At 39.1% G+C, this 19,020-nt stretch carries 19 protein-coding genes; 7 read left to right on the top strand and 12 right to left on the bottom strand.

Annotated features, from left to right (window positions below; translation table 11 throughout):
- Positions 1-8 precede the first annotated feature (8 nt).
- The 7 genes from AAZR93_RS17715 to rsmE form a co-directional block, all read right to left on the bottom strand.
- Complete coding sequence (locus AAZR93_RS17715) at positions 9-593, bottom strand: YggT family protein (protein WP_294108777.1); 585 nt, start codon at positions 591-593, stop codon at positions 9-11.
- A gap of 18 nt (positions 594-611) precedes the next feature.
- Complete coding sequence (gene proC / locus AAZR93_RS17710; protein ID WP_434720574.1) at positions 612-1,433, bottom strand: pyrroline-5-carboxylate reductase; 822 nt, start codon at positions 1,431-1,433, stop codon at positions 612-614.
- An 18-nt stretch (positions 1,434-1,451) separates the two neighbouring features.
- Complete coding sequence (locus AAZR93_RS17705; RefSeq protein WP_434720573.1) at positions 1,452-2,156, bottom strand: YggS family pyridoxal phosphate-dependent enzyme; 705 nt, start codon at positions 2,154-2,156, stop codon at positions 1,452-1,454.
- A gap of 237 nt (positions 2,157-2,393) precedes the next feature.
- The gene (gene ruvX / locus AAZR93_RS17700; RefSeq protein ID WP_294108782.1) at positions 2,394-2,813 is read right to left on the bottom strand and encodes a Holliday junction resolvase RuvX; all 420 of its coding nucleotides are present in this window, start codon (positions 2,811-2,813) and stop codon (positions 2,394-2,396) included.
- Positions 2,813-3,376 (bottom strand): YqgE/AlgH family protein, encoded by a 564-nt coding sequence (locus AAZR93_RS17695; protein ID WP_294108784.1) that lies wholly within the window; start codon positions 3,374-3,376, stop codon positions 2,813-2,815. The genes ruvX and AAZR93_RS17695 overlap by 1 nt, the downstream gene beginning before the upstream one ends.
- A gap of 148 nt (positions 3,377-3,524) precedes the next feature.
- Positions 3,525-4,478: a glutathione synthase gene (gshB, locus tag AAZR93_RS17690; RefSeq protein ID WP_434720572.1), complete on the bottom strand. Its 954-nt coding sequence runs from the start codon at positions 4,476-4,478 to the stop codon at positions 3,525-3,527.
- Positions 4,479-4,487: 9 nt separating this feature from the next.
- Positions 4,488-5,219: a 16S rRNA (uracil(1498)-N(3))-methyltransferase gene (gene rsmE / locus AAZR93_RS17685; protein WP_294108788.1), complete on the bottom strand. Its 732-nt coding sequence runs from the start codon at positions 5,217-5,219 to the stop codon at positions 4,488-4,490.
- Positions 5,220-5,466: 247 nt separating this feature from the next.
- Here rsmE and AAZR93_RS17680 point away from each other — a divergent pair, with 247 nt between their 5' ends.
- Positions 5,467-6,279 carry a prepilin peptidase gene (locus AAZR93_RS17680; RefSeq protein WP_434720571.1) on the top strand — a complete coding sequence of 271 codons (813 nt, stop codon included), beginning with the start codon at positions 5,467-5,469 and terminating at the stop codon, positions 6,277-6,279.
- 26 nt (positions 6,280-6,305) lie between these two features.
- Here the strand turns inward: AAZR93_RS17680 and AAZR93_RS17675 are convergent, their stop codons facing one another.
- Both AAZR93_RS17675 and AAZR93_RS17670 read right to left on the bottom strand, forming a co-directional pair.
- Positions 6,306-6,950: a DsbA family protein gene (locus AAZR93_RS17675; RefSeq protein ID WP_434720684.1), complete on the bottom strand. Its 645-nt coding sequence runs from the start codon at positions 6,948-6,950 to the stop codon at positions 6,306-6,308.
- Between the two features lie 261 nt (positions 6,951-7,211).
- Entirely contained in the window at positions 7,212-8,084 is an 873-nt protein-coding gene (locus AAZR93_RS17670) for an MBL fold metallo-hydrolase (protein ID WP_434720570.1), read from the bottom strand.
- 123 nt (positions 8,085-8,207) lie between these two features.
- Here AAZR93_RS17670 and AAZR93_RS17665 point away from each other — a divergent pair, with 123 nt between their 5' ends.
- Positions 8,208-9,128 carry a LysR family transcriptional regulator gene (locus tag AAZR93_RS17665; protein WP_434720569.1) on the top strand — a complete coding sequence of 307 codons (921 nt, stop codon included), beginning with the start codon at positions 8,208-8,210 and terminating at the stop codon, positions 9,126-9,128.
- On the opposite strand, the gene AAZR93_RS17660 is transcribed toward AAZR93_RS17665, so the two are convergent.
- Positions 9,102-10,037, bottom strand: a complete 936-nt coding sequence (locus AAZR93_RS17660) for a LysR family transcriptional regulator (RefSeq protein WP_434720568.1) — start codon at positions 10,035-10,037, stop codon at positions 9,102-9,104. The genes AAZR93_RS17665 and AAZR93_RS17660 overlap by 27 nt on opposite strands.
- A gap of 135 nt (positions 10,038-10,172) precedes the next feature.
- Here AAZR93_RS17660 and lysA point away from each other — a divergent pair, with 135 nt between their 5' ends.
- Both lysA and AAZR93_RS17650 read left to right on the top strand, forming a co-directional pair.
- Positions 10,173-11,432, top strand: coding sequence for a diaminopimelate decarboxylase (gene lysA / locus AAZR93_RS17655; protein WP_434720683.1), 1,260 nt, complete (start codon positions 10,173-10,175; stop codon positions 11,430-11,432).
- 190 nt (positions 11,433-11,622) lie between these two features.
- Positions 11,623-12,291, top strand: a complete 669-nt coding sequence (locus AAZR93_RS17650) for a hypothetical protein (protein WP_434720567.1) — start codon at positions 11,623-11,625, stop codon at positions 12,289-12,291.
- Positions 12,292-12,394: 103 nt separating this feature from the next.
- Here the strand turns inward: AAZR93_RS17650 and fadE are convergent, their stop codons facing one another.
- The gene (fadE, locus tag AAZR93_RS17645; protein ID WP_434720566.1) at positions 12,395-14,860 is read right to left on the bottom strand and encodes an acyl-CoA dehydrogenase FadE; all 2,466 of its coding nucleotides are present in this window, start codon (positions 14,858-14,860) and stop codon (positions 12,395-12,397) included.
- Between the two features lie 317 nt (positions 14,861-15,177).
- Here fadE and lpcA point away from each other — a divergent pair, with 317 nt between their 5' ends.
- Together lpcA and AAZR93_RS17635 are read left to right on the top strand one after the other, a co-directional pair.
- Positions 15,178-15,756, top strand: a complete 579-nt coding sequence (gene lpcA / locus AAZR93_RS17640; RefSeq protein WP_294108800.1) for a D-sedoheptulose 7-phosphate isomerase — start codon at positions 15,178-15,180, stop codon at positions 15,754-15,756.
- 27 nt (positions 15,757-15,783) lie between these two features.
- Complete coding sequence (locus tag AAZR93_RS17635) at positions 15,784-16,551, top strand: class II glutamine amidotransferase (RefSeq protein ID WP_434720565.1); 768 nt, start codon at positions 15,784-15,786, stop codon at positions 16,549-16,551.
- Here the strand turns inward: AAZR93_RS17635 and AAZR93_RS17630 are convergent.
- Entirely contained in the window at positions 16,522-17,259 is a 738-nt protein-coding gene (locus tag AAZR93_RS17630; RefSeq protein ID WP_294108804.1) for a L,D-transpeptidase family protein, read from the bottom strand. The two genes, AAZR93_RS17635 and AAZR93_RS17630, sit on opposite strands and share 30 nt — an antisense overlap.
- Before the next feature lie 415 nt (positions 17,260-17,674).
- Between AAZR93_RS17630 and AAZR93_RS17625 the strand changes: the two genes are divergently transcribed.
- Complete coding sequence (locus tag AAZR93_RS17625) at positions 17,675-19,018, top strand: Na(+)-translocating NADH-quinone reductase subunit A (RefSeq protein WP_434720564.1); 1,344 nt, start codon at positions 17,675-17,677, stop codon at positions 19,016-19,018.
- The last annotated feature ends 2 nt before the right edge of the window (positions 19,019-19,020 follow it).

Below are 19,020 nucleotides of genomic sequence, written 5' to 3'. Positions count from 1 at the left end.
AACCTGTCTTACATAATACCAATGGAATAGAGCATCGCAGTTAACGATGGGTCAATCATCAAAGAGACATCGACGCGTAAATAGTTAAGTGCAATCAAGATAAACATCACAATCATCGCTGAGAAATCTAATCCACCCATTGCTGGAATAATCCGACGAATTGGTGCCATTAGCGGTTCAGTTAATTGGAAAAGTAAGAAATCAACGGGGTTACGACCTTGGCTTACCCAACTTAGGATGGCACGAATTAAGATCATCCAAAAAATAAGTTTTCCCACATAAGTGAGTAATAAAATAATACCCATTGGTAAAATGGTAATACCTAAAGCGGGTAACATATTAGTTGCCCACATGCCAAAAACGATAGCCGCAAGGGTTAGAACAAATGCAACCAGTAAGGTGGCGGTATCAATAGGGCCAATGGCAGGAATAACGCGGCGCAAAGGGCCAACAATGGGTTGAGTTGCTTTTACAATAAATTGTGAAAATGGATTGTAGAAGTCAGCACGCACGCACTGCATCCAAACCCGCAGCAATAAGACGAAAATATAGAGCTGAATAACTGTTGTAGTGACAAAAACTAAAGTCTGCATGGTTTGTCCCGCGATTAATTAAAAAAGTTTTTCCATTTCTTCTGCGCGATCAATAGCACTTTGCATTGCATTTGCTACGACCTGCTGAAGATTTCCATTATAAAATTGCTCTAAAGCCATCGCGGTAGTACCGCCTTTAGAAGTGACTTGTTCACGCAGTGTTGAAAAGGCGATGTCCCCTTGAGATTTAGCAAGGGCAACTGAGCCCTCTATGGCATTGAGGACAAGTTCACGTGCTTGTTTCTCATCATATCCGAGTTGCTGCGCTTTTTGTTGCATGACTTCCATAAAGAGAAAGACATATGCAGGAGAACTGCCAGTGATAGCGATGATATTATTGATTTCTTGCTCTTTTTTACACCAAATTGTAGAACCTACACTTTGCATCAGTTCTTGAGCAAATTGTTTATCTTCAGTGGTGACAGATTCTTGAGCAAATAGACCACTGACGCCTTTACCGACAAGGGAAGGTGTATTTGGCATAATGCGTACTAAGTTAAGCTCATGAGCAAAATAATCATTGTAGCGCTGTGCAGGGATCCCCGCGGCAATCGTTAATATGAGTTTTTGACTAAAATCGGCTTGATTCTGTAGTGCTTCGCAAACCTCTTTCATCATTTGCGGTTTTACCGCTAACATAATCACATCGGCTTGTTTTACCGCTGTAATATTATCACTGGTGCTTATTATGCCATATTGTTCAGCAAGTTTGTCTCGGCGTACCGGCGTAGGAGAACATACGGTTATCATGGTAGCTGGATAACCATGACTAACGAGACCTGCAATAATGGCATGAGCCATATTACCGGCGCCAATGAAGGCAATTTTACGATGTTGCATATTGTTCTCCTCTATTGATCATTTTTCAGGTTGAGCATCATACTGGCGTGCACCAAAAATGGCTGTACCGATACGGACAAGTGTTGAACCACAATGAATGGCAGCACGCATATCATCTGTCATTCCCATGGAAAGCGTATCAACACTAGGGTAAATTTTTTGCAATTGCTTAAATGCACTTTCCATTTTACGAAATGCTACGCATTGTTTTTCATAATCAGTTTCTGGTGCAGGGATCGTCATCAAACCACGTAAAACTAAATTTGGCATTAGCGATATTTGCTGTGCCAATGGTTCCAGTTCTTCTAGTTTGATCCCAGATTTGCTGTTTTCATCACTGATATTGATTTGAATAAGCACATTTAATGGGGCTTTATCACTAGGGCGTTGATCATTTAAACGCTGAGCGATTTTTGCTCTATCTAAGGTATGAAACCAATCAAAGTATTCTGCCACTAGGCGGCTTTTATTCGACTGTAATGGGCCGATAAAATGCCATATTAGGTCATTTCTATCAGCAAAAAATTGAATTTTTTCGACACCTTCTTGTACATAATTTTCACCAAATTGGCGTTGTCCTGCCTCAATAGCGTCCAAAATGGCTTCACAAGGTTTAGTTTTACTCACAGCCAACAGTGTAATGTCTTGTGGTGAACGATGACACTCTGTTGCGGCAAGATTAATGCGAGCGATTACATCAGAGATATTATTTTGAATGGTCATTGTTTTATTCAATATAGTTTTATTCAATACAATTATGTTCAATTACATTGGGTGAATATTTAATGTTGATACTTAGTGTAAAGCAAATTGCGTGATAACGGCACCTTTGCATAGGTTGAAGGTGAAAAATAATCATAAAAATGGTTAAAAACCACGATTTTGATGCTACTTTTTCGGCTATGTCATGTTTTTAACTGTTTTGTTATTTAATTTTTAACGATGTTCTTAACTCTATTTTTAACTATGCTGCTCAAACCAGCTTTCGAGAATAACGACAGCAGAAGCTGAGTCCACTTTGCCTTTACTCAATGCGCGATAACCGCCTTGTTCAAATAGCCCTGATTTTGCTTCCACAGTTGATAGCCTTTCATCATGTAATTCAACTTTAACGCCGAATCGCCCATGTATACGATTGGCAAAATTACGCGCTTGGCTAGTGACTAGTTGCTCTGTGCCATCCATATTCAGCGGTAAACCAACTACCACTAATTGTGGTTGCCATTCTTTGAGTAGTTTTTCAATTTGTAACCAGTCAGGTCGACCATCGTGCGCTTTTAATGAAGTGAGGGCGCGTGCGGTTCCGGTGATCTCTTGACCAACAGCGACACCAATACTTTTGGTGCCAAAATCAAAGCCTAGTAATGTACGGCTAGACATTATGCATGCCCCGCTTGCATTGATATGGTTTGAATATTAATACCTAAAAGATTTGCCGCCGCTTTCCAGCGTTCATTAATTGGCGTATGAAAAATTAATTTAGGATCGGCTTCAACGGTGAGCCAACTATTTTCCATAATTTCACTTTCAAGTTGACCAGGTTCCCAACTTGCATAGCCTAGCGCGACTAAAGAATAAGTAGGGCATTGTTCGCTGCCGAGTGTCTCTAAGATATCTTTTGATGTGGTTACCATCACATCATCGTTCAGATGCAAGCTAGAAGAAAATCCAGAAATCGGGGTATGAAGGATAAATCCATGCTCTTCAGCGACGGGGCCACCGGCGATGACCATTCTTTCTAAATTACGAGTATCAATTTTATCTGAAATAGTAATATCAAGTTTTGTTAGCATGGTACTGACTGAAAAATCTTCAATCGGTTTATTAATAACTAATCCCATCGCGCCGTTTTCATTATGTTCACACACATAAACCACAGACTGTTCAAAATAGGGATCTGTTAAGGATGGCATAGCAATTAAAAAATGGTTTTGTAGATTCAAACTCAAATTCCCCTCAAATTTTATTTTGTGCAGATTATATTTACGGCTTAACTCGCTTACTTTTAAATAATAGCTTTCAAATAATTTGTTTCAAACAAAGAGTTAAAAGGCCTACAAGAGGCCCTTTAATCAATGATAGAAGGCTTGTTTAGCGAGCTTGCTTTAAACGACGTTCAATGGCATCCATTAGCATGCCTGTAATCGAAATATCAAAAGCAGCTTCAATTTCACGTGCACAGGTTGGACTTGTAACGTTAATTTCAGTCAACCTATCGCCGATGATATCAAGGCCAACAAAAAGCAGACCTTTTTCTTTCAATATTGGCGCAACTGCTCGGGCTATTGCCCAGTCACTTTCACTGAGCGGCCTTGCTTCACCACGTCCACCGGCAGCGAGGTTACCACGAGTTTCACCTTGAGCTGGAATACGCGCTAAGCAGTAAGGAACTGGCTCACCGTCAACAACAAGTACACGCTTATCACCGTCCTTGATAGCAGGAAGGAAATTTTGCGCCATACAAAAGCGAGAGCCATGCTCAGTTAAGGTTTCAATAATAACCCCAACGTTAGGATCGTCCTGTTTTAAACGGAAAATGGAAGCGCCACCCATGCCATCAAGGGGTTTAAAAATTACATCCCCGTGTTTTTGATGAAATGCTCTTAGTTGTTTCGCGTTTCGCGTCACTAAGGTATCTGGTGTTAATTCAGGGAACCAAGCCGTAAATAATTTTTCGTTGCAGTCGCGTAAACTTTGCGGTTTATTCGCGACTAAAGCACCGGCTTGCTCCGCTCTTTCCAGAATATAGGTTGCGTAGATAAATTCAGTATCAAACGGTGGGTCTTTACGCATTAAAATCGCATCGAGATCGCCTAAAGCGATATCTTGCTCATTGTGGAATTCATACCATTTGTTTGGGTTTTCTTCGACAGTGATAATTTTAGTTTGTGCACGCGCTTCGCCCTGATGTAAATAGAGGTCATTCATTTCCATATAATGGATTTCATAACCACGACGTTGAGCTTCTAGCATCATAGCAAAACTAGTGTCTTTCTTGATTTTAATGGACGAAATAGGGTCCATGACTATACCGAGCTTGATCATTTTTTCTCCTTAACCGAGATCACCTAGGCGCACTTGAAGTGCGGTGATTGCGGTTAGTGCAGTCGTTTCTGTTCGTAACACTCTAGGTCCTAACAGTATATCGATAAATTGATAATTTGCTGTCATGGCGATTTCGTCTGCTGAAAGGCCGCCTTCGGGGCCAATCAATAGCCTAACTTTTTTTTCTTCTCTTCGCAGGGTATTAATACTTTCTGTTGCGCGAGGATGTAAATTAATTTTTAATGCGCCGTCATCTTCTGCGCACCAAGCCTCAAGGGGTTGTACGGCTCGAATTTCAGGGATTCGATTTCGTCCACATTGTTCACAGGCAGCAATCGCAATTTTTTGCCATTGCTGTAATTTTTTTTCGAGTCTGTCGCCATCAAGGCGTACGCCACAACGCTCAGAAATTAGGGGAGTAATCGTATTTACACCTAATTCAACCGCTTTTTGGATAGTAAACTCCATTTTTTCACCTCGAGACATGACTTGTCCTAGGTGTAAATCAAGAGGAGATTCACGGTCATCCATACAGCTACTTATAACGTGAACGAATACATTCTTTTTAGTCGCTTCAGTAATTTCAGCGCTAAATGTTTGATTACTACCGTCAAAAAGTTCTATTTTTTGACCTGTCGTCATGCGAAGTACCCGTCCCACGTGATTTGCCGCATCATCGCCAAGCGATACCGTGGTATCGATTTGAAGTTGCTCTGGATGATAAATGCGTGGGATGCGCATAATGTTTCCTTAATGATACTGAGTTAATAATTAATATGGCTTTGATGGATATGGAGGCTGAATCTCTAAAAGCAAGGCAATGGTTCTAGTTTATAACGAATAAAAATGGTTTTGTAGTACGTCTGTGCGGTATCTAAAATCATCTTTGTCGGATAAACCGACCTTTAAACTCGGAATTAAGGTGTTGGGATATGTTTTAACTCACAGTATATTAATAAAAACCTCCATAATGGAATAAGGAGATAACATGATTATGTTTTTTTGGGATTCTAATAATGACTTAATTAATTATCGCTATTTAGTGGCTGAATTATTTACTCTTTTGTTTTCGTGTTTTGACCGAATGCTAGATTCAGTTCTCTCCATTAGCTTATCTTTCCAACGATTTATTTATCCTAAAGTAAATGTTCATTACTTTGATTTATATTGTTTTTTATTTATTTTTTCTATTGTATCTACCTTTGTAACCCATAAGATTTTAAATTATCTCCCTGAAAAATATTTTGATGAAAAAAATATTAATATAAATAAAGGTTACTGTTTTATTTTCTATATACTTATTGGTTCGTTTATTGTTTTTTTATTTAATAATTTATTAGTTATTATATTATTTTTTGGTTTTTTAAACTTGGTTGTTCCTTTATTTATTATCGATTTTAAAACAGGTTATTTACCTGACATATTAACGTATCCACTATTGTGGCTAGGCTTGCTTTATCAAGTTTGGATGCCTTATGGCAATGTAGTTTCTGCTATTTATGCGGTTATTTTAAGTTTTACGATGATGGTTGTGATAACGACATTGATAGAGAAAATCAAAAAACGACCACAAATGGGGCGAGGGGATTTTAAATTGATAGCCGCCTGTGCTGCATGGTTAGGCATACTTCAACTACCTTATTTTCTCGGATTAGCTGCATTTTTAGGACTAATACAGTATGGAATAGAGTACTTGAAATTGAAAAATAAACAGGTGGTTAGTATTCCCTTTGGTCCAGCGATTATCCTAAGTGCAAGTTTATGGCTGTATTTATTCAATGTTAATAATATATTGATATAACAGCCATAAGTATGAGCGTTTAGTTATTAATTAGCGGCGGTAACTAATGAATCTAAAAATTGTTGCCACTTAGTTGAGTCGCCCAAGTAATTTTGCAGCGGTACTTTTAACCATTTATCTTGTTGCTTGATTAATAGCGTTGGAAAGCCAGAAGAACTTGATTGGGCCAGTAATTTTTTACTATTTTGAATATGTGCAGCTGTTTCGGCTTGTTCACTCAATGTATAGTCTTGCTGGTATTTTTCGCTATCCAAACCTATTTCGTTAGCAATAGCAGACAAAGTTTGGGGCTCTTTAATATGACGACCTGAAATGTAATGGGCTTTTTGAATTGCTTTCAACATTTCAACGCCTTTACCCTGTTTAGTCGCCGCTAAAATAGCCGTCTGTGGCGGAGTTGAATCCATTACTAAATTCGGCTCGTGTAACATGTTGATATAGTCATCACCAAAAATTTGTCCAGTCATCGCTGCAATGCGCTTATCTGATTGCATTATATATTGGCGAAACTGATCATCCAAGTGAAGGCGCGAATCACCGGCTAACATGCCGCCACCATGTAATTCAAGTTCGATATCAGGGTGATTAGCCGCGATTTCAATTAACGGTGCTGCTGCATAACACCAGCCACAGTAAGGGTCATAGATATAATGTAAGGTTATTTTATTCATCATTTTTCTCAGCTTAAGTGTTTTGGGTATAGGGCTCAAATAAAGTGTTCAGATAAAAAGATTAAAGTCGTTATTGAAAATTAATTTAGTTTTAGTTGTTTGTTGACAGTTAAAACGGATAGTAACAATAAACGGTAGAAAACAATATATTCCCCATGTTATCGACGTTATTTAACTAAATGTGGCGGTAACCTTAAATCACAAAATTAAATAACCACGTTAAACTATAACGAAAAATAACAGGGGGATAGAAGTTTTATCTTATTGCGGCCACTGCATTTCGCCTTTGATCACTTTAGCACTGAGCTCTAAGCTAGAAACATCATCTAATTTAGGGTAGATAGCCTCCATTTTTTGCGTTAACTCAGTGGAGTCTTTGCTAACCGCAGCTTCAGTTTCAAAAGCATTTAAATATTGTTGAGTAAAAGTGACAGTACCAATATCCATTTTCGATGGGCCAGTAAAATGTCCCGGTACGACCGTTGTCGGTTTTAATGCCTTAATATTTCCGAGTGTTTGCTGCCAGTTTTGGCGTGATTCTTTGGTTTGTGTGTCCGCTATCCATATATGAATATTATCTGAAACAACCACACCACCGACCACGGCTTTTAGTGATGGAACCCAAACATAGCTTCTATCAGGAGATGCACCATCGAGGCCTTTTATTTGTAGCTTTTCACCATCAACCGTAAAACTATCACCTTTGATCACTTCTGGAACAATCACTGTTGTTGGTGCTTCATTTTTCAGTACATCGCCCCAATAGGCTAGCTTACCGTCTTTGGTTGCTTTAATTGCTTCGACTGTTTCAGCCGTTGCGACGACTTTTGCGTCAGGAAATGCTTTGGTGATAGTTTCTAATCCAAAGTAATAATCAGGATCTGAATGGCTAATATAAATAGTGGTTAGTTTTTTATTTAATTTTTTAATTTTATTAACTAACTGTTGTGCATCGTTGTTTTGAAACTGTGCATCAATCAAAACAACTTCATGATCACCACTAATTATTTCAGATGAAACAGGAAACACACTGTTATTACCGGGGTTATATACATCTAACGTTAAGTTTGCGGCTTGTACAAAAGAAGATGTTGTCACGAGTAAGGTTGCTGTTGCTAAAGTTGATAATTTCATTTTTTTCCTAGAATCGGGTTAAGTATTTAATATTCGGTTGCTTGGTATGTATATTAAATTGCAATGATAGGAAGAAAAACAGCATAATTAGTTCATCTTTGTTGCATAAATCGGTCAAATTAAATGGATAGACTCAAAGCAGTTCAGGTATTTATCACGATAGTTGAGCAAGGGAGCCTAAGTGCTACAGCTGATAAGCTGGAGATGTCACGGGCAATGGTGACGCGCTATTTATCTGAAATGGAACAGTGGGCAGGGGTTCGCTTATTAAATCGTACCACTAGAAGGCTAAGTCTGACTTCTGCGGGGGAAGGGGTATATCAGCAATCGTTACAGCTTAATGCACTTTCCCAAGCGGTGCCGGTTCAACAAAAACATGATGCGAAAGAGCTTTCAGGCTTAGTGCGTATTAGCTGTTCTCAGTCGATAGCGCAAAGCGCGTTATCTATGGCTATTGCTGAGTTTTTACAGCTTTATCCCAATATGGCAATTGATATGCAGATTTCAAATAAGTCGGTTAATTTGATTGAGGAACGTATTGATTTAGCGATCCGTATTACTAATCAACTTGAGCCAAACTTAATTGCAAGACCGCTTTCCACTTGTCATTCTGTCATTTGTGCTTCTCCTGCCTTTTTAAAAGGGAAAAAAATTCCGACTAAGCCAGAAGATTTAACGTTATTAGAGTGTTTAACTTATAGTTTTTTTGGTCGTAGTTTATGGAATTTTGAAAAAGAGGGAGAGTCATTTTCAGTTCTTGTCGATGGTCGATTAAGTGCAAATGAATCAGTTTTTTTGGCTGAGGCGACGTTAAATGGGGCTGGTATTGCCATGCAACCTTATTATTCAGTTGCTAAATATTTAGATACGGGGCAGCTAGTTCAGTTATTACCTGATTATATCCCAATGCCTTTAGGTATTTATGGCGTGTATACTAGCCGCCAGAATATGCCAACCACACTGAGGGCTGTTATTGATTTTCTCGTTAACTGGTTCAATACATCGGCATATTGGCAATCATTGATGCAGCAAGGCCGTCGCTAAATTCGTTTCAATTTGCTTGAATGTTGTGATTAAGTGCTGGGTGAAAATATCCGTAAGTTGTGAATAAGGGCGATGAATTGGTTTAATCAGGCTGACAGTAAACGGAATTGAAAAGCTTAGCGGACGAATGACTAATTTACCCGCCGATTGTTGATGAAAATCGAGTGCGGTTAATGGATTTACAATTGAGATACCAATACCTTTTAACGCCATTGCACAAATAGACGAAGCAGAATGGGTTTCCATGATCATTTTCCTATCAACTTGTTGCTCGGTAAAGATTGCATCGATTAGTTGTCGATAACTATCTGTTAATGACAAACTGATAAATCGTTGATGTTGAAAATCTTTTGGTGTCAAGATGCTCTTTTCTTCAAGAGGATGTCCTGCGGGTAAAACACAGACTTCATTAAGCGAGCCAAGAGTTTGCTGTTCAGTGCCTGGGGGCGTTTGAAGATGCTCTGTTAATCCAAAATCATAGCGCTGTGCTGATAGCCACTCTTCGAGTAATGGAGATTCTTGTGGGATCACCGTTAAACTGACTTCAGGGTAACTTTCCATAAAAGACTGACAAACTTGTGGGAGCAATGATTGTGCGAAAGCGGGTAGGCAGGTGACAGAAACCTGAGCATGTTCAAAGCGTCGAATTGTTTCTGCGGAATTTTTGATCCGCTCTAAACCATAATAAGAGCGTTCTACCTCTTCAAAAAAGCGTAATCCTTGCACGGTAGGATGTAAACGGCCTTTTACCCGATCAAAGAGCCTGAATTGCAATAAATGTTCAAGGCGAGCAAGTTCTCGGCTGATTGTAGGCTGAGATGTATTGAGCAGCACAGCGGCTTCCGTTAAGTTCGGTGCTGTCATGACTGCCCGAAAAATTTCAATGTGGCGCCATGAAATAGTCTGCATTATCACTCTCCAAGACTTATATATATCAAATATGAATAGACTCTAGCAAAATAGATATTTTTTTTCCCGTTTTTTCTCTGAATAATAGAGAACAACATAATAATGATATTAAAAAAACTTGCTGACGAGAAAACCATGACTTCATTCGCTACGACCACAAGCCAGTATTTAACACCTGAATATTTACGCGAGCTACCAGCGCAATATGGTACGCCGCTATGGGTTTATGACAGTGCCGTTATTGTTGAACGTATCAAGCAGCTTCAATTATTTGATACTGTTCGGTTTGCACAAAAGGCTTGCTCAAATATTCATATTCTTCGTTTGATGCGTGAGCAAGGCGTTAAAGTTGACTCCGTTTCTTTAGGGGAAATTGAACGTGCGTTAGTTGCGGGGTTTCAAGCAGGAAGAGATAACGCAGAAATTGTGTTTACTGCGGATGTGCTGGATAAAGCAACTTTAATAAAAGTGACCGAGTTAGATATTCCTGTAAATGCCGGATCTATAGATATGCTTGAGCAAATTGGTGAGCAAAAAGCGGGTCATCCAGTTTGGTTACGCATTAACCCAGGTTTTGGTCACGGTCATAGTCAAAAAACAAATACTGGTGGCGAGAACAGTAAGCATGGCATCTGGTACCAAGATCTGCCAGAGGCATTAGAAAAAATTCGCCAATACAACTTATCGCTTGTTGGATTACATATGCACATTGGTTCAGGTGTTGATTATCAACATTTGGCTAATGTATGTGATTCGATGGCTGAATTAGTTATTTCTGCGGGTGTTGATATTCAGGCTATTTCAGCTGGTGGTGGTTTATCCACCCCTTACCGTGAAGAAGATGAATTAATTGATGTGCAAAACTATTACAGTTTATGGAATAGCGCACGTCAACGTATTGAACAACATTTAGGTCATTCAATTGAGCTCGAAATTGAACCAGGGCGCTATCTTGTCGCTGAGTCGGGCGTATTATTAGCAGAAGTGCGAGCGGTTAAAGATATGGGTAGCCGTCATTATGTGCTGGTGGATAGCGGTTTTAATGATTTGATGCGCCCAGCGATGTACGGCAGCTATCACCATATTTCTGTTTTGCCTGAAAATGGGAATACGGTAGATAGTCGTCAACAAAAAGAAACGATTATTGCAGGGCCTCTTTGTGAATCAGGCGATGTATTCACACAGCTTGAAGGGGGAATGGTTGAAACGCGTTTACTCCCAGATGTAAAAGTTGGCGATTATTTGGTATTTCATGATACCGGCGCGTACGGCGCGTCCATGTCCTCTAATTATAATAGCCGCCCTTTATTACCTGAAGTGATGTTTGTGAATGGACAAGCAAAACTGATCCGCCGCCGTCAAACTATTGAAGAATTATTAGCATTAGAATTATAAGAATTAGAATGTAGATTATATTTGTTCTTTTAAAACCAGCGATTAATAACCGCTGGCTTTTTTTGTTTTAAAATATACTGAGGTATGAAAATAACTATTATGGGTTATTTGAAAGTGATTTTTATTAATTCAAGGGCGCTATTTTAATAATTTAAATCATTATTTGGATTCTGATGAAATTATTATCATAATGGCTTTTGTTTTTGGTGTTTTTAATAGTTATGGATTTACCGAAAGTGAAGTAAATGATTTTCGATTACCTTCATATAGAATGTTGAATTTTTCTTTTTCTAAAGTTGAGATTAAATATAATAAAGAATTAATCTCACTACTCGTATTACCTAAAACTTCGAAGGATTTTGTTGAATTGCAAATAAAAGCAAGTAAAGGGGATGCGGCAAGTAACTATCTTTTGTTTTTTTTGTATTATGATGATTCTAATTGCTCTGAAAAAAGTACGATATTACGGAAAAATCCTCATGAAAATTGTCTTATTGCATTAGATTATCTTAATAAGTCAGTTGAAATTAATCCTAAATTTGAAGCCAGTTTATATAAGCTAGCTTATTTTAATCAACAAGGAATTGGTATGGCTGTTGATGTAAAAAAATCAGCTGATTATTACCAACAAGTAGCTATATTAGAAGGGAGTTATCGACATATTGCAATGCGAGAGCTTTCTAATATGTATTTATATGATTTTCAACAGACCGATAAGGCTAAATATTATATTAATCTTTGTGCCAAAGAAGGTGATGAGTTGTGTAAGTTTATGGATTCAAGCTGGGATAGAACATTAAAATATTCGCCTTATATTATTAAAGCAAAAGAGAGAGAAAGGCAAAGCAAGAGTGAGTAAATATTTAAGTTTTGGTACCATTGAATTTTATGATTAAAAAGGGAGCAATTAAGCTCCCTTTTTGTTAATGATTGGTGTTCGTGATTGCTAATGAATCACTTCATTAGGCCGCTTTTTTCTTCTTGGATGCTTGCGCATCTGATGGTTCATCTAATAACTTTTTTTCTGGGATGACTCCCAAATCATTAAAGTCAAACTCATCAACATTAATAGTGCGTAATCTGCTGGCTTCCGCTTTACACAGAATATCAGCTTCTTCTTGAGTGATAACTTTAGTGGTTAACATCTCCTCTGCCAGCTTATCTAAACGAGTGAAGCTAAGTTTACGTTCTTTTAAACGACAGATACGGTCGAAAATAGGCTCTGCGGCAATAATGTCATATAGCGCTTGGTTTACTAAACCATGTGGATTATTTGCTGTTGGCGTCAAGTACTGACCACGCCCTAATCTGTCTCGAGTTTCTGATGGTTCCATAATCAGTTGAGCTAATTTGTGATCAAGTCTATCAGAAGGCATCGACATAGCACGGCCTGTAGGGAATAACGTAATACGCATTAGCCCAGCAATAACACGGTTAGGGAAGTTTTTCAGTAAATCGTCAATGGCTTTTTCAGATTGATAAAGACAATCTTCGACGGCCCATTTAACTAATGGTAAATCTGCTTTTTGACGACCTTCATCTTCGTAGCGTTTTAGTGTAGCAGACGCAAGGTATAAGTGGCTTAAAATATCACCTAATCGTGCTGAAATGCGTTCGCGGCGTTTTAAGCTGCCACCAAGCACTCCCATCGCAACATCAGATAATAAGGCTAAGTTGGCGCTTTGGCGGTTTAACATTTGATAATAACGACGGGTTTCATCTTTTGTAGGCGCGCTGCTACCACGGCCGTTTGTTAATCCTAACCAGAAGCTACGGAATTGATTACTAATCACATGACCAATGTGACCAAATACCGCTTTATCAAATTTGTGTAGATTGTTGTCTTGTGCTGCTGCCATTTCTTCTAATACATAAGGGTGACAGCGAATAGCTCCCTGTCCAAAGATAATCATGCTGCGGGTCAGAATGTTTGCACCTTCAACCGTAATGGCAATCGGTGCGCCTTGATAAGCGCGAGCAACAAAGTTGGAACTGCCAAGACAGATACCTTTACCTCCAGTGATATCCATTGCATCAATCACTGCACGTTGACCACGGTGGGTACAATGATATTTTACGATAGCGGATAAAACAGCGGGTTTTTCACCCAGCATGATCCCTGAGGTAATTAAGGTTGCTGCTGCATCCATCAAATAGGTATTCCCAGCGATGCGAGCCAAGGGTTCTTCAATCCCTTCCATTTTACCGATAGAGAGCTTGAATTGACGGCGAATGTAAGAATATGCGCCAGTAGCCATTGCAATGCTTTTTAGACTACCAGTTGAATTTGATGGCAGAGTAATACCGCGACCAACAGACAAACATTCAACGAGCATTTTCCAACCTTGTCCGGCCATTTTTGGACCACCAATAATATAATCGATAGGAACAAAAATATCATTTCCCCGCGTTGGGCCATTCATAAAAGGCACATTAAGCGGGAAATGGCGGTGACCAATTTCGACACCTGGTGTATTAGTTGGGATTAAAGCGCAGGTGATGCCTAAGTTTTTCTCGCAACCTAACAGTTTTTCAGGATCAGATAATTTAAAGGCAAGACCAAGAACGGTAGCGATAGGTGCTAAAGTGATATAACGTTTATTCCAAGTTAAGCGCATCCCCAGAACTTGTTCACCTTGCCATTCACCCATACAAACAATTCCTGAATCAGGGATTGCACCCGCATCTGAACCAGCTTCTGGGCTAGTTAATGCAAAGCAGGGGATTTCTTCACCTGTAGCAAGTCCGGGTAAATAACGTTGTTTCTGCTCATCAGTACCATAATGCTGTAATAGCTCACCGGGACCTAAAGAGTTTGGTACGCCGACGGTGATGGCTAAAATGCCGGATACACCTGCAAGTTTTTGTAAAATTTGTGATTGAGCATAGGCAGAAAAATCTAAGCCGCCATATTCTTTTTTTATGATTAAGGCGAAGAAACGGTGATCTCTGAGGTATTGCCATACTTCAGGGGGCAGATCGGCAAGTTCATGACTCACTTCAAAGTCATTGACCATGCCACAAACGGTTTCAACTGGGCCATCAATGAAAGCTTGCTCTTCGGCAGTGAGTTGTGGTTTAGGATAATTATGTAATTTATGCCAATCCGGTGCGCCACGGAATAGGTCACCTTCCCACCAAGTGGTGCCAGCATCAATCGCTTCCTTTTCGGTGCGAGACATTGGAGGCATCACTTTCTGGAACATTTTCATTCCACGGGCTGAAAATAGTGACTGACGAACAGGTGTAAATACAAAAGGAAAAAGTACAATCGCTACAGGTAGTAACATCCAGTAGCTCCAAATATTTAACACACCCATAATTGCGGTATAAATGAGTAATAATGCGGTACTGAGTACTAAAGATGTTTTGTGGTAGCAAAGAATACCAATTAACGCGAAAAACAAAATTATGCTAAGAAGGGTCATAATGAAACTCCTGTCCACTTGTAAGAGGTCTGACCTGTTTGTTGCTTTAATCTATATCCATTAATAAACAATTAGCAACATATTTACATCTTAATTACAACTTGGCTCACAAAAACATCAAATAACAATTAGTGATAATGTCATTGGGCATGTGATTTTAGATAAGTAGCCGCATTTCTAGACGAGAAAACATTAAATTGGGGGGCTAAGGTCAATACAGCACAATCAAAAGTAGAAACAAAATGTACCCTGTGCAACAATCTGAGTACTAAAGACTTATCTCAATGACCCCTTCGTTAAATTTAAGAGGAAACCTCATGTATCAAGATTTGATCCGTGGTGAGCTATCTGAAGCAGCCGATACGCTGTCAAACTTTTTAAGTGATGATGCAAATATTAAGGCAATTGAACAAGCTGCGGTATTACTAGCCGACTCCTTTAAAGCGGGGGGCAAAGTATTATCATGCGGTAATGGCGGTTCTCATTGTGATGCGATGCATTTTGCAGAAGAATTAACCGGTCGTTATCGTGAAAATCGCCCTGGTTATCCGGCGATTGCTATTTCTGATGTTAGCCATTTATCTTGTGTCAGTAATGACTTTGGTTATGAATTTGTTTTTTCTCGCTTTATTGAAGCAGTTGGAAAAGAGGGGGATGTTTTACTCGGGATTTCAACTTCAGGTAATTCAGGAAACATTATTAAAGCTATCAATGCTGCTCGTGAAAAAGGCATGAAAGTGATTACCTTAACAGGTAAAGATGGCGGAAAAATGGCAGGCAGCGCTGATATTGAAATCCGTGTTCCTCATTTTGGTTACGCAGATCGTATACAAGAAATTCATATCAAAGTTATTCATATCTTAATTCAGCTAATTGAAAAAGAGATGGTGAAATAATTTTTTTTCGAGTTTAGGAGTCTTTAAATGTGCGAATTACTTGGTATGAGTGCCAATGTACCAACTGATATTAGTTTCAGTCTTAGTGGTTTGATATCTCGAGGAGGGCAAACGGGTCCTCATAAAGATGGCTGGGGTATCACTTTCTACGAGGGGCTGGGATGTCGCACATTTAAAGATCCGCAACCAAGTTCTGTTTCGCCAGTTGCACGCTTTGTGCAGGAATATCCCATTAAGTCTGAAACTATTGTGGCTCATATTCGCCAAGCAAATCGTGGTGATGTTGCATTGGTGAATACCCACCCGTTTACACGGGAGCTTTGGGGAAGGAACTGGACTTATGCACATAATGGTCAACTTAAAGGTTATCGAACGCTAAAAACAGGAAATTATTGGCCAATTGGTGAAACGGATAGCGAATGGGCATTTTGTTGGATCTTGCATCAGCTCAATGAGAAGTACCCACGCAAGCCATCAAACTGGAAAGCCGTTTTTCGCTTCATTGCTATTCTTGCGGATCAACTTCGCAGCAAGGGGGTGTTTAATATGCTGTTATCAGATGGGCAATATTTGATGGCTTTCAGCTCGACAAAATTGCATTGGATTACACGAAAATCACCGTTTGGTAAGGCTAAATTGCTGGATCAAGATATTGAAATTGATTTTCAGCAATGCACGACTCCTACCGATATTGTTTCCGTTATTGCGACTGCACCGTTAACTGGAAATGAAAGCTGGCAAAAGATTGAGCCTGGTGAATTTGTATTATTTCATCTTGGTCAGCGCATATTGTGATTTAGAGCCTAATAACTTAGTTGGTGTCTCGGGCATATTAAGCACGGCATATTCGCCTAATAATACTGATATTTCCGCGGGCTTGCCTGTGCGATTAAAATAATCATAAGCTGGCTGTAGCTGCTTCCAAAATGTGTAATGACTTGAATTACGATAGCGTTGCATGTTTTCTTTCGTCATTTTGAAAGGATAGATACTGACATCAATAGCGGATTGGCCATTACGTAATGCACGTTCTACAGTCTGATAAATCTCGCCCATATATTCATCTGTCATTGCATAACAGCCTACAGATACACAGTCTCCATGGATCATCAAATAATTGCCATTATATCCTTGAGCCTTATCGAACTCATTAGGAAAACCAATATTGATAGATCGGTAATACCGACTATTTGGGTTTAACTGTGATGTGGTTATTTGATAAAATCCTTCAGGGCTTTTTAAATCGCCTTCAATCTTTTTTGGACCGAGTCCGCCAGAAAATTTACATATCGGATACGTTTTGGCTAATTTGTACTGGCCGCTAGGCATTTTTTGGTAAAGCTCTAAGATTGCTTCTTGTTTAAATATTTGGATAAAAATTGACGGATCTTGATTGTTTTTCGATTTGTTATTATTCAAAAATGACTGGTTTTCAGCTGGTGTGGCTGTTGAATATAGGAAGGCAAAGGTAATAATTGCACTGATAAAGTTACTTTTTTTCATTCTTAAACCAAATATAAAAGATAGCATTGATTAAAAATAGCACCTGTTTAAAACATTTTAGGTGGCTAGATAAGAATGTAATATAGCATGTTAATAGTTTTCAATTGAATCTTTATTGTTTGAAAAACAATCAAAACTCGATAAACATGATGTAATGCATCGTCAATACCGAGTTGTTAAAAATATATTTCAAATGTTATTACGATTTGCTTGAACTATGTCACTTCTATAACCGGACATAGGTCAAGGGAACTGATAAAATTACGACCGGCGAAATAAGAAACTTGAGTAAAAATATTTGAGAATTACGTGCTTAAGTCATTAACGTGACTTGAGTTGTTTTTATTAATGAGTCGCTATCATTCATTGTTGAATCGTTAGCATAGGGTTTAACTAATAAACTTGTGCAGATCTTATGATTAAAATTAAAAAAGGCCTCAACCTTCCTATTGCAGGTGAGCCAGCCCAAGTGATAGAAGACGGCCCGAAAATTCAACACGTAGCTTTGCTAGGTGAAGAATATGTCGGAATGCGTCCTTCGATGCTGGTTAAAGAAGGTGAGCGTGTCATAAAAGGACAGATTCTTTTTGAAGATAAAAAGAATCCAGGCGTGATGTTCACGAGTCCAGCCTGCGGTAAAGTTGTTGCTATTCATCGCGGTGAGCGTCGAGTTCTTCAATCTGTCGTTATTGAAATCGATGGGGATGAGCAAGAAACTTTTACTGCTTATAATCGAGATGAACTTGCAACGATAGAAAGTACAAAGGTTGAAGAAAATCTTTTAAAGTCAGGTTTGTGGACATCTTTACGAACGCGTCCATTTAGTCGCTCTCCACAGCCGGGCTCATCACCTGCTGCTATTTTTGTGACAGCGATGGATACAAATCCTCTCGCGGCAGATCCGATGATTGTTATTCGTGAAAATGAACAAGCATTTAATGATGGGCTGGTGGTGCTTAGTCGTTTAACTGAAGGTAAAGTTCATGTTTGTCATGGAATGGGAGAATTACCAAAAGTTACTTCGAGCTCACAAATTAGCTATACGCAGTTTGTCGGTCCACATCCGGCGGGTTTAGCAGGAACACATATTCATTTTCTTGAGCCTGTGAGTATCAAGAAAAAAGTATGGAGTCTTAATTATCAAGATGTTATCGCGATAGGTAAGTTATTCATTACTGGGTATCTTTATACAGATAGAGTTATTTCTTTAGCAGGACCGCAGGTTGAAAAGCCTCGTTTACTGCGCACTTGTTTAGGTGCAGATCTGTATGAACTCACCAAAGGTCAGCTTAAAGATGGGGAAAACCGTATTATTTCCGGTTCCGTGCTTTGGGGGGGTACCTGTGATGAAACGCATCATTATCTTGGCCGTTTTCATAATCAAGTCTCTGTTTTATCTGAAGGCCGTGATAAGGAACTATTTGGTTGGATCATGCCGGGTGCGGATAAATTTACGATTACACGCACGACTATTGGGCATTTTCTCAAAAATAAGCGCTTTAATTTCACCACAACAATGAATGGCGGTGAGCGTTCAATGGTACCAATTGGTAATTATGAGCGTGTTATGCCACTCGATATCATGATCACCCATCTGCTACGTGATCTCCTTGTTGGGGATACGGACACATCTCAAGAGTTGGGTTGTCTGGAGTTGGATGAAGAGGACTTAGGGCTAAGTACGTATGTATGCCCGGCCAAATATGAATATGGTCCAGTACTTCGTGACGTTCTGACTAAGATTGAGCTAGAAGGGTAATT

Source organism: Providencia sp. Je.9.19, assembly GCF_051129765.1.
Lineage (GTDB): Bacteria > Pseudomonadota > Gammaproteobacteria > Enterobacterales > Enterobacteriaceae > Providencia.
The sequence above is the reverse complement of the archived record's forward strand: the minus strand, read 5'-3'. Positions and strand labels throughout refer to the sequence as shown.

Coding starts and splice junctions, on each gene's coding strand:
- lysA (WP_434720683.1), top strand. CDS start 10,173: ATGACTTCATTCGCTACGACCACAAGCCAGTATTTAACACCTGAATAT.
- lpcA (WP_294108800.1), top strand. CDS start 15,178: ATGTATCAAGATTTGATCCGTGGTGAGCTATCTGAAGCAGCCGATACG.
- AAZR93_RS17670 (WP_434720570.1), bottom strand. CDS start 8,084: ATGAAATTATCAACTTTAGCAACAGCAACCTTACTCGTGACAACATCT.
- AAZR93_RS17660 (WP_434720568.1), bottom strand. CDS start 10,037: ATGCAGACTATTTCATGGCGCCACATTGAAATTTTTCGGGCAGTCATG.
- AAZR93_RS17635 (WP_434720565.1), top strand. CDS start 15,784: ATGTGCGAATTACTTGGTATGAGTGCCAATGTACCAACTGATATTAGT.
- AAZR93_RS17680 (WP_434720571.1), top strand. CDS start 5,467: ATGATTATGTTTTTTTGGGATTCTAATAATGACTTAATTAATTATCGC.
- AAZR93_RS17625 (WP_434720564.1), top strand. CDS start 17,675: ATGATTAAAATTAAAAAAGGCCTCAACCTTCCTATTGCAGGTGAGCCA.
- rsmE (WP_294108788.1), bottom strand. CDS start 5,219: ATGCGCATCCCACGCATTTATCATCCAGAGCAACTTCAAATCGATACC.
- AAZR93_RS17705 (WP_434720573.1), bottom strand. CDS start 2,156: ATGACCATTCAAAATAATATCTCTGATGTAATCGCTCGCATTAATCTT.
- AAZR93_RS17715 (WP_294108777.1), bottom strand. CDS start 593: ATGCAGACTTTAGTTTTTGTCACTACAACAGTTATTCAGCTCTATATT.
- AAZR93_RS17650 (WP_434720567.1), top strand. CDS start 11,623: ATGGCTTTTGTTTTTGGTGTTTTTAATAGTTATGGATTTACCGAAAGT.
- AAZR93_RS17675 (WP_434720684.1), bottom strand. CDS start 6,950: ATGAATAAAATAACCTTACATTATATCTATGACCCTTACTGTGGCTGG.
- gshB (WP_434720572.1), bottom strand. CDS start 4,478: ATGATCAAGCTCGGTATAGTCATGGACCCTATTTCGTCCATTAAAATC.
- AAZR93_RS17665 (WP_434720569.1), top strand. CDS start 8,208: ATGGATAGACTCAAAGCAGTTCAGGTATTTATCACGATAGTTGAGCAA.
- ruvX (WP_294108782.1), bottom strand. CDS start 2,813: ATGTCTAGCCGTACATTACTAGGCTTTGATTTTGGCACCAAAAGTATT.
- AAZR93_RS17630 (WP_294108804.1), bottom strand. CDS start 17,259: ATGAAAAAAAGTAACTTTATCAGTGCAATTATTACCTTTGCCTTCCTA.
- fadE (WP_434720566.1), bottom strand. CDS start 14,860: ATGACCCTTCTTAGCATAATTTTGTTTTTCGCGTTAATTGGTATTCTT.
- proC (WP_434720574.1), bottom strand. CDS start 1,433: ATGCAACATCGTAAAATTGCCTTCATTGGCGCCGGTAATATGGCTCAT.